General features: G+C 61.0%; 7 protein-coding genes and 1 pseudogene. 2 read left to right on the forward strand and 6 right to left on the reverse strand.

All coding sequences use genetic code 11. The features are described from left to right. Window positions 1-76 precede the first annotated feature (76 nt). From BN1120_RS12840 to ilvY, 3 genes are all read right to left on the reverse strand, one after another. On the reverse strand, window positions 77-2,650 hold the full coding sequence (locus BN1120_RS12840) for a bifunctional acetate--CoA ligase family protein/GNAT family N-acetyltransferase (RefSeq protein WP_042016390.1): 2,574 nt from the start codon (window positions 2,648-2,650) through the stop codon (window positions 77-79). Between the two features lie 90 nt (window positions 2,651-2,740). Further along, on the reverse strand, window positions 2,741-2,932 hold the full coding sequence (locus BN1120_RS12845) for a hypothetical protein (protein WP_010676124.1): 192 nt from the start codon (window positions 2,930-2,932) through the stop codon (window positions 2,741-2,743). Between the two features lie 107 nt (window positions 2,933-3,039). After that, a complete protein-coding gene (gene ilvY, locus BN1120_RS12850) occupies window positions 3,040-3,933 on the reverse strand; it encodes an HTH-type transcriptional activator IlvY (protein ID WP_010676123.1) in 894 nt (297 codons plus the stop codon). A gap of 193 nt (window positions 3,934-4,126) precedes the next feature. Here ilvY and ilvC point away from each other — a divergent pair, with 193 nt between their 5' ends. Further along, window positions 4,127-5,608: a ketol-acid reductoisomerase gene (gene ilvC, locus BN1120_RS12855; protein WP_039041087.1), complete on the forward strand. Its 1,482-nt coding sequence runs from the start codon at window positions 4,127-4,129 to the stop codon at window positions 5,606-5,608. 162 nt (window positions 5,609-5,770) lie between these two features. Here the strand turns inward: ilvC and pgi are convergent, their stop codons facing one another. Beyond that, the gene (pgi, locus tag BN1120_RS12860) at window positions 5,771-7,420 is read right to left on the reverse strand and encodes a glucose-6-phosphate isomerase (protein WP_039040994.1); all 1,650 of its coding nucleotides are present in this window, start codon (window positions 7,418-7,420) and stop codon (window positions 5,771-5,773) included. A gap of 421 nt (window positions 7,421-7,841) precedes the next feature. Between pgi and BN1120_RS12865 the strand changes: the two genes are divergently transcribed. Beyond that, complete coding sequence (locus BN1120_RS12865; protein ID WP_029314882.1) at window positions 7,842-8,030, forward strand: hypothetical protein; 189 nt, start codon at window positions 7,842-7,844, stop codon at window positions 8,028-8,030. Window positions 8,031-8,145: 115 nt separating this feature from the next. Here BN1120_RS12865 and BN1120_RS12870 read toward each other — a convergent pair whose 3' ends face one another. Beyond that, on the reverse strand, window positions 8,146-8,982 hold the full coding sequence (locus tag BN1120_RS12870) for a mechanosensitive ion channel domain-containing protein (RefSeq protein ID WP_039040993.1): 837 nt from the start codon (window positions 8,980-8,982) through the stop codon (window positions 8,146-8,148). 173 nt (window positions 8,983-9,155) lie between these two features. Further along, a pseudogene (locus tag BN1120_RS21330) lies at window positions 9,156-9,243 on the reverse strand (nucleoid occlusion factor SlmA); the annotation flags it as partial.

Consider the following 9,243-nt stretch of genomic DNA (forward strand, 5'->3'; position numbering starts at 1 on the left):
TCGAGCGGGGTTTTTTATTGCCTGAAATTCACGTTATCCATCCATATCTGGTTGATTTACCACCACAATTGTATCGTTATACAACCTGATCAGCACAGGGCAGCTCCATATTGACTATCCCATCTTCCAGCTGAATATCGATCTTGAAACCGAGCCGTTTGGCCAGATTGATCATGCCGCGATTGCTGGGCATGGTCATGCCAGAGAGCTGGCCTATGCCACGCTCTCTGGCGTAGCGCACGATCTTTTCCATCATCAACTTGCCGAGTCCGAGCCCTTTCAAGTCTGAGCGGACCAGGATGGCAAACTCCGCATCCGATTGATCCGGGCTGGCAATGGCTCGCACCACTCCCAGGATCTGCTGGCTAAAAGGGCCGTCCTGACCCACGGCGACGAAGGCCATTTCCCGGTCATAATCGATCTGGGTCATGCGGGCCAGCTCCTCATGCCCCAGCTCCCCCACGTCGGCGAAGAAACGTTTGTACCTGTCTTCATCAGACACCTGCCGCACGAACTGCTTGTGGGCCGGCTCGTCTTCGGGGCGAATGGGGCGCAGCAGCACATGACTCTGATCTTTCAGCCAGGCACCCTCTTCCAGCTCGGTGGGATAGGGGCGAATGGCCAGTGGCAGCACTTGCTGTCCTCGCTCTGCCAGGACGAGCCGGGCATCCAGGATCACCATCTCTTCGCCACAGGCCTGCAGCGGGTGCAGATCCAGTTCTTGTATCTCGGGGAAGGCCAGCAGCAGCTCGGAGAGCTGGCACAGCACCTGGCCGAGGGCGTCGATATCGAGCCGTACCGGACTGGCCTGCTCGCGGATCTTGCCATCCTTGAGGGCACCAATGATCTGGTAGCGAGCCAGTGCCTGGTTGAGGGGAGGAAGGGCCGCGACCATCTCGCGGGGCTCGGCGCCGGATTCCCCGAGCAGGATGACGGGGCCGAAGACCGGATCCTGCTGCAAGCGGATCCGTAGCTCCAGACCCCCGCTGCGGCGTGCCATGCGTTGTACCAGAAGCCCTTCTATGCGGGCGCCAGGATCGTGCTGACGTACCCTGTCCAGAATGGCATCCGCCGCCTGGGCGACTTCCGCCGAGGTGCGCAGGTTCAGCATGACACCGTGTACATCGGATTTGTGGGCGATGTCGGGAGATCGCAGCTTCACCGCTACGGGGTAGCCGATCTGTTCTGCAGTCAGTGCGGCCTCTATGGCATCGGAAACGATCCAGGTCGCGAGGGTGGATAGCCCGGCTGCCTGCAAGATGGGATGGGCCAGGTGGGTGTCCAGCACCCGCTGCTGGCGGTCCAGCGCTTGCCCAAGGAGCTGTTGGCAGCGCTCGACATCGAGCCTGTCGCCCTGCAGGGAGGCCGGTGTTTCCATCAACTGCTTCTGGTTGCGGCGATATTCCACCATGTGCATGAAGGCCGTGACGGCGCTTTCCGGGGTGCGATAGGTCGGGATGCCCGCCTCGTTGAACAGGCGTCTCCCCTCCTGGGCGGAGTATTCGCCTGCCCAGTTGGTCAGGATGTTGAATCGTCTGGCCCTGGGATGCTGCTTGATGAAGTCGATCAGGTTGCTGGCGAGGGTGACACCTCGGGCGGTGAGGGACGGTGCATGGATCAGCAGGATGGCATCGGCACTGTCCCCTTGGAGCAGCGTCTCGAGTGCACTCTTGTAGGCCTCGATATCTGCATCGCTGCCGATGTCGAGGGGTGGCATCGCCAGCTTGCCTCCCCGAGACAGCAGTACGTCTGCGGCCATGTTGGCGAGGCCGCGCCCGTTGGAGAGGATGGCGAGCCGCTCCCCCTTGAGGGTCAGGGAGTGGCTCAGGGTCTCGACAGTGGCAAACAGTTCGTGGGTATCCCGGACGCGCAGCATGCCAGCTCGGCGGATGGCGGCATCATAGACATTGTCGAGACCGTTGGCCGGGTCATGCCGACCGCTCTTGAGGATCAGGATGGGTTTGTTGCGCGAGGCTGCACGGGCGGCGGAGAGAAAGTGCCTGGCATCGTGCAGCTTGTCCATGTAGATCAGGATGGCGCGGGTCGTCCCGTCCCGGGAGAGCTGATCCAGCAGTTGGCCAAAGTCGATGTCGCAATGATCGCCCAGGGAGATGAAGGCCGAGAAGCCGATTTCGCGCTGCTTGGCCCAATCCAGGATGGTGGTGCTGACCGCTGCCGACTGGGAGAGAAACGCCACCTGTCCCGGAGTCGCTGCAATGGGGGAAAAGCTGGCGTTGATACCCTGCCCGGGGAGCAGCATGCCCATGCTGTTGGGGCCGAGCAGCCGGATGCCGTATTGCTGGCACAGATGCTTGAGCCGCAGGCGCTCGTCAGTGGAGAACTGGGCGGCCAGTATGATGGCGGCTCCGGTTCCTTTCTTGCCGAGCTCCTCGATGAGCGGCAGTACCCGTTCGCGCCGGGTACAGACGATGGCGAGATCGGGGGAGAGGGGAAGGCTCTCTATGTCCGGATAGGCGAGCACGCCAGCGATGGCCTGGCTGCGGGGGGCTACGGGTAGTATAGGGCCCTGGAACTGACCCGCCAGCAGGTGCCGGATGACCACATGGCCTGCTTTCTGCGGATCACTGGAGGCGCCGATGACGGCGATCGAGTGAGGTTTGAAGAGCCGATCCAGGCCGCTTTGTTTCATGGGCACTCCTCGTGGTGGCCCCCGGGGCGAGGGGGACGGATGGTGCCAGTCTAATACGCTTTGCGTGCGGGTTCTGTGACCGATTGCGGATCACGATCTGGCCAGTGCGCTGGCGCGCAGATAAAAGCGCAGCTCCCCCTGAATGCATTGCACCGTGGCGAGGTGCCTGTCCTGGAGATAGATCTCCTGCTCCCGATCGAGTTCATGGCGCTGGACCCCGAGGCTTTGCAGATATTCTGCGAACAGGATGGCACTGCGGATTTCGACAAGATGCTGGCTCACGCTCTATTCCTTGATGGTGGCTGGATGGTGCCGGCCAGTGTCCCCTCTTCTCCCCCACTTTCATACTGATACATTTGACACTCACTGTGGCTCCGACGCCTGCCGGATCAGCGAAGGCCTCCCTGGCCGCGTGCAGTATCCCAGAAGGCGCGGATCAGCGGCTCTTCCAGCCGCTTCTTGAGCACGGCGATACCGACGTCGAACGCCTTGAGCGCCGGTTTGGGCTCGACCACACGCACCTTGTCCCCCATGGGGCTGTGATCGATGACGGCGGCAGGCACGACACCCACACCGAAGCCGAGGGCCACCATGGCGACGATGCCCTCGTTGCCCGCCACTTCTGCATAGATGTTGGGAGCTATCCCCTTGTTGCGAAACCATTGATCACAGCGCTTTCGGGCCAGCCCCTGTTCGGAGAGGATCAGCGGCAGGCGCTCCCAGTCAGGTTCGCCCTGGGGGAACCACTGACCCTGCTGGGGGGCATTGCGGGGGGCGATGAACACCAGAGGGACTTGTTGCAGGCTGGCGAATTCCAGCTTGGACGAGAGCGCATCCGGCCTCGCTGCGATGGCGAGATCGGCTTCGTCAGCCAGGATCTTGTCCACTGCCAGTGCCGGGTCGCCGGTCTCCAGCTTGATCTCCAGCTGGGGATAACGGCGACGAAAGCGTTCCAGTACCTCGGGCAGCAGAAAGTAGCTGGCGGTGACCGAACAGAACACCCGCAGCCGCCCTTGCAGCGGCTCGTCGCTGCGCTTGAGCTCCTGTTTGAGTTGGCGCCACTCCTGCAGCAAGGCACCGCCAAACTCCCGCAGCTTGTCACCAGCAGGGGTGAGCCGCACCGAGCGGTTGTCCCGCTCGAAGAGCACGCAGCCGGTCTCCTGCTCCAGTCGCTGGATGGCGCGGCTCAGGGTGGAGGGGCTGACCGCCATGGCATCGGCGCTTTTGCCGAAGTGGAGGGAGTCGGCGAGGTGGAGAAACAGTTCGAGATTGCGAAGGTCCATCTTTTTATTCCTGCGGCGTTGTCAGGCGCCCTGTAGCACGATGGCTCGGCGGCGGGAAATTGCGGGAAATCACATTTCAATTCCTGCAACGTACTGTTTCGAATATATCAGTTCAGGCAATAAGTGTCCCGCGCTATAGTGGTTTCGACAACGCCGCTATCCGGCATGGAATCAATCGAACGGAGCAATCACCATGGCTAACTATTTCAACACCTTGAACCTGCGTCAGCAGTTGGCCCAGCTGGGCAAGTGTCGTTTCATGCAGCGCGAAGAGTTCGCGGACGGCTGCAACGTGCTGAAGGGCAAGAAGGTGGTGATTGTGGGCTGTGGCGCCCAGGGCCTGAACCAGGGTCTGAACATGCGCGACTCCGGGCTGGACATCTCCTACGCCCTGCGCAAGGCCGCCATCACCGAGAAGCGCGCCTCCTGGCAGAAGGCTACCGACAACGGCTTCGTGGTCGGCACCTATGAAGAGCTGATCCCGACCGCCGATCTGGTGCTGAACCTGACTCCGGACAAGCAGCACTCCGACGTCGTCAAAACCGTGATGCCGCTGATGAAGCAGGGCGCCGCTCTGGGCTACTCCCACGGCTTCAACGTGGTGGAAGAGGGTCAGCAGATCCGTTCCGACATCACCGTCGTGATGGTTGCACCCAAATGCCCGGGCACCGAAGTGCGTGAAGAGTACAAGCGTGGTTTCGGCGTACCGACCCTGATCGCCGTCCACCCGGAGAACGATCCCCAGGGTGAGGGCATGGCCATTGCCAAGGCGTGGGCCTCTGCTACCGGTGGCGACCGTGCCGGTGTGCTGGAATCTTCCTTCGTCGCGGAAGTGAAATCCGATCTGATGGGCGAGCAGACCATTCTGTGCGGCATGCTGCAGGCCGGTTCCCTGCTCTGCTACGACAAGCTGGTTGCCGAGGGCACTGACCCGGCCTATGCCGGCAAGCTGATCCAGTTCGGCTGGGAGACCATCACCGAGGCCCTGAAGCAGGGCGGCATCAGCCTGATGATGGACCGTCTCTCCAACCCGGCCAAGCTGCGTGCCTTCGAGCTCTCCGAGCAACTGCGCACCCTGATGCGTCCGCTGTTCGAGAAGCACATGGATGACATCATCGCCGGCGAGTTCTCCCGCGGCATGATGGCTGACTGGGCCGAAGACGATGCCAAGCTGTTCGGCTGGCGCGAAGAGACCGGCAAGTCCGCCTTCGAGAATGCCCCTGCCTATGCCGGCAAGATCGCCGAGCAGGAGTACTTCGACAATGGCGTGGTCATGGTGGCCATGGTCAAGGCGGGTGTCGAGCTGGCGTTCGAAACCATGGTGGCCTCCGGCATCTATGAAGAGTCCGCCTACTACGAGTCTTTGCACGAGCTGCCGCTGATCGCCAACACCGTCGCCCGCAAGCGTCTGTACGAGATGAACGTGGTCATCTCCGATACCGCGGAGTACGGCAACTACCTGTTCGCCAACGCCGCCGTGCCGCTGCTGCGCGAGCACTTCATGCCGACCCTGCAAGCAGGGGACCTGGGCAGTGCCCGTGCCGAGAGCAAGGCGGTGGACAACCTGGCCCTGCTGGCTGCCAACGAAGCGACCCGCAACCACCCGATCGAGAAGATCGGCCAGACCCTGCGTGGTTACATGAAGGACATGAAGCGTATTGCCGTCGGCGGTTAAGCCTTCGCTGAGCGGCATCGGAAGGGGCGGGGATGACGATCCCCGTTACTGGCTGGCTTAGACACCTGGCCTGTCGTCCGGATGATGCAAACAGACAGATTGAAGCCTATAAAAAAGCCCCGCTCATCGAGCGGGGCTTTTGCGTTCTGGAGGGCGGGAGAATCAGGCCTTCCAGGCTTTCCAGGTGTTGATCAGGCCGTTGGTGGAGCCGTCGTGGCTGGTGACGGCCTCATCGGTGCCCAGCTCCGGCAGGATCTTGTTGGCCAGCTGTTTGCCCAGCTCCACACCCCACTGGTCGAAGGAGAAGATGTTCCAGATTGCGCCCTGTACGAAGATCTTGTGCTCGTACATGGCGATCAGGGAGCCGAGAGTTTTCGGGGTCAGCTGCTTGAACAGGATGGAGTTGGTCGGGCGGTTGCCTTCGAACACCTTGAACGGCACCAGATCCTTGACCTGCTCCAGGGTCTTGCCGGCGGCCAGGAACTCGGCCTCCACCGCTTCCTTGCTCTTGCCGAAGGCCAGGGCCTCGGTCTGGGCGAAGAAGTTGGCCAGGAGCTTCGGATGGTGGTCACCGATGGGGTTATGGCTGATGGCCGGCGCCAGGAAGTCGCAGGGGATCAGCTTGGTGCCCTGATGGATCAGCTGGTAGAAGGCGTGCTGGCCGTTGGTACCCGGCTCACCCCAGATGATGGGACCGGTCTGGTAGTCAACCGGATTGCCGTCGCGATCCACGTACTTGCCGTTGGACTCCATGTTGCCTTGCTGGAAGTAGGCAGGGAAGCGATGCATGTACTGATCGTACGGCAGGATGGCTTCGGACTCGGCACCATGGAAATTGTTGTACCACAGGCCGATCAGGGCCAGCAGTACGGGCACGTTCTGTTCATAGGCGGCAGTGGCGAAGTGCATGTCCATCTCGAAGGCACCTTGCAGCAGGGCCTCGAAGTGCTCGAAGCCGAGGGAGAGGGCGATGGGCATGCCGATGGCGGACCAGGAGGAGTAGCGGCCGCCGACCCAGTCCCAGAACTCGAACATGTTGTCGGTGTCGATGCCGAACTCGGCAACGGCCTTGCCGTTGGTCGACAGGGCGGCGAAGTGCTTGGCAACGTGGGCCTTGTCACCGGCATGACCGAGGAACCAGTCGCGGGCGGTCAGGGCGTTGGTCATGGTCTCCTGGGTGGTGAAGGTCTTTGAGGCCACCAGGAACAGGGTGGTTTCCGGATCGATCTTCTTGAGCGTCTCGGCGATGTGGGTGCCGTCAACGTTGGAGACGAAGTGCATCTCCAGGTGATTCTTGTAGGGGCGCAGGGCCTCGGTGATCATGACGGGGCCCAGATCGGAGCCACCAATGCCGATGTTGACCACGTGCTGGATGGCCTTGCCGGTATAGCCCTTCCATTCGCCACCGATGACCTTCTCGCAGAAGCCCTTCATCTTGGCCAGTACGGCGTTCACTTCCGGCATCACGTCCTTGCCGTCAACCTCGATGGGACGGTCGGAGCGGTTGCGCAGGGCGGTGTGCAGTACGGCGCGCCCTTCGGTCATGTTGATCTTGTCGCCGTTGAACATGGCGTCGATGGCGCTGCGCAGATCGGTCTCGCCAGCCAGGTTCACCAGCAGCTTGAGGGTCTCTTCGGTGATCAGGTTCTTGGAGTAGTCGACCAGGATGTCGCCACCGAAGGTGAGGGAGAACTTGTCAAAACGCTTGGGATCCTGTGCGAACAGATCCTTGAGACGCATCTCCTTGTTGGCTGCAAAATGGGCTTCCAGTGCCTGCCAGGCCTGGGTCCGGGTTGGATTGATATTTTTCATAGGATTATCAGTCTTCCAAGTTGTGTTTGAACCTTGCAGGCAAGGCTCCCGCCAAACCTTATTATGCGAGCATTATACCGGGCACTCCGTGCGCCCCGTGTAACAGAGCATTACCAATTGTCTGCAACGAGGGAGTGTACAACCAAAACAGTGCGATTATGAGTCACCCAGTACCCCGGGATCTTGCGTTCGCGCATGCTTGTTCGGGTTGAAAAGGCTTTCATTTCAAGGGGAGCACGGCCGTGGCTCTGGAAAGCTGGCGTGACAGATAAAAGGGTATTCAACAGACGCTCATCGGACGGTTTTTTGAGCAGGCGCAAATGGCGGGCAACAGACGCTGGCTACCATATGAGCTGAATGGACGAGATCTCCCAGGGATGGCCAAGGTATGGAATCAATGGTGTGGAATGAGGAGATCGAGATGAAAGCCCTGTTATCCCTGTTTGCCCTGAGCCTGATCGCCACCGGCCTCATCGGTTTGCTGACCCTGACGCTGGCCAATGCGGCGCCGACGCTGGAGATCCGCGTACTGGCGGTGATCGGAGCCGTGCTGGGGGGTTATGTGCTGATGCAGCCCCTGCTCAACCGGGTTGCACGCCGGCTGGGGTGAGAACGCGGTGCGACCTGGTGCGCAAGACCGGCCTGTGGCCGGTTTTTTCATGTCACAGAAGGCAGACACGACAGTGCCAGCCCGAAGGCTGGCACTGGAGAACGCACACCGAGGATCAATCCGCCGTCTTTTGCATGTGGACCACACGCTGGGGGAAGGGGATCTCGATGCCCTCGGCGTCGAAGGTGAGCTTCACCTTCTCGTGGAAGTCGAACCAGACACCCCAGTAATCGCCGGTCTTGACCCAGGGACGCACCACGATGTTGACCGAGGAGTCGGCCAGCGCGGCAACGGCAATGGTGGCTGCCGGCTCCTTCAGGATGCGGGGCTCTTCGCTCACCAGCCGCTCCAGGATCTGTTTGGCCTTGCGCAGGTCGGAGCCGTAGCCGATGCCGAAGGTCATGTCGACGCGGCGGGTATCCATGCGCGAGTAGTTGACGATGGTGCCGTTGAGGATGGCGGAGTTGGGCACAACCACCATCTTGTTGTCACCCGAGGTGAGGGTGGTGGTGAAGAGCTGGACCGATTGCACCACGCCATTGGTGCCTGCCACCTCGATGAATTCCCCTGCCTTGATGGGGCGGAAGATGATGAGCAGGAAACCGGCGGCAAAGTTGGAGAGAGAGCCCTGCAGCGCCAGACCGATGGCCAGACCGGCGGCACCTATGATGGCCACGAAGGAGGCGGTCTGCACCCCGACCCGGCCCAGGGCGGCGATCACCACGAACACCAGGATGGTGTATTTGAGGATGCTGCCGACGAAGTGGGTGACGGTGGTGTCCAGCTTGCGGGTCTGCATCACCTTGACCACGCCACCGCTGAGAAGGTTGGCGGCAATGTAACCGACCAGCAGGGTGATCAGGGCGGCGGCGATGTTGACCGCATACTCGATGATCAGTCCCTGGTTGTTGGTCAGCCAGGTCTGTGCTTCGGTAATGATCTCGGGTTCCATAGGATGTCCTGTTGGTGTGAAGATTTATGGCAGATGAATCTAACACTTGAGCGCGACAAGCTGGGTCGCATCTGGTGCTTGTCTTTTCTTTTGTGCCACAAAAAGCAAGGGAGGCCAAGGCCTCCCGTTTTGTCACAACCCTGCTGGCGCAGGGACGCTGGGCATGTGCGCACTCAGCTTTGCAGCTGCTGGCTGCGGATAAACTGCCACTGATCTTCAAACCCGGCGGTGGGCTTGATTGTGAACTCGGAGCGGACGTGC

The organism is Aeromonas caviae (genome assembly GCF_000819785.1).
Lineage (GTDB): Bacteria > Pseudomonadota > Gammaproteobacteria > Enterobacterales > Aeromonadaceae > Aeromonas > Aeromonas caviae.

Coding starts and splice junctions, on each gene's coding strand:
- BN1120_RS12870 (WP_039040993.1), bottom strand. CDS start 8,982: ATGGAACCCGAGATCATTACCGAAGCACAGACCTGGCTGACCAACAAC.
- pgi (WP_039040994.1), bottom strand. CDS start 7,420: ATGAAAAATATCAATCCAACCCGGACCCAGGCCTGGCAGGCACTGGAA.
- ilvC (WP_039041087.1), top strand. CDS start 4,127: ATGGCTAACTATTTCAACACCTTGAACCTGCGTCAGCAGTTGGCCCAG.
- BN1120_RS12840 (WP_042016390.1), bottom strand. CDS start 2,650: ATGAAACAAAGCGGCCTGGATCGGCTCTTCAAACCTCACTCGATCGCC.
- BN1120_RS12865 (WP_029314882.1), top strand. CDS start 7,842: ATGAAAGCCCTGTTATCCCTGTTTGCCCTGAGCCTGATCGCCACCGGC.
- ilvY (WP_010676123.1), bottom strand. CDS start 3,933: ATGGACCTTCGCAATCTCGAACTGTTTCTCCACCTCGCCGACTCCCTC.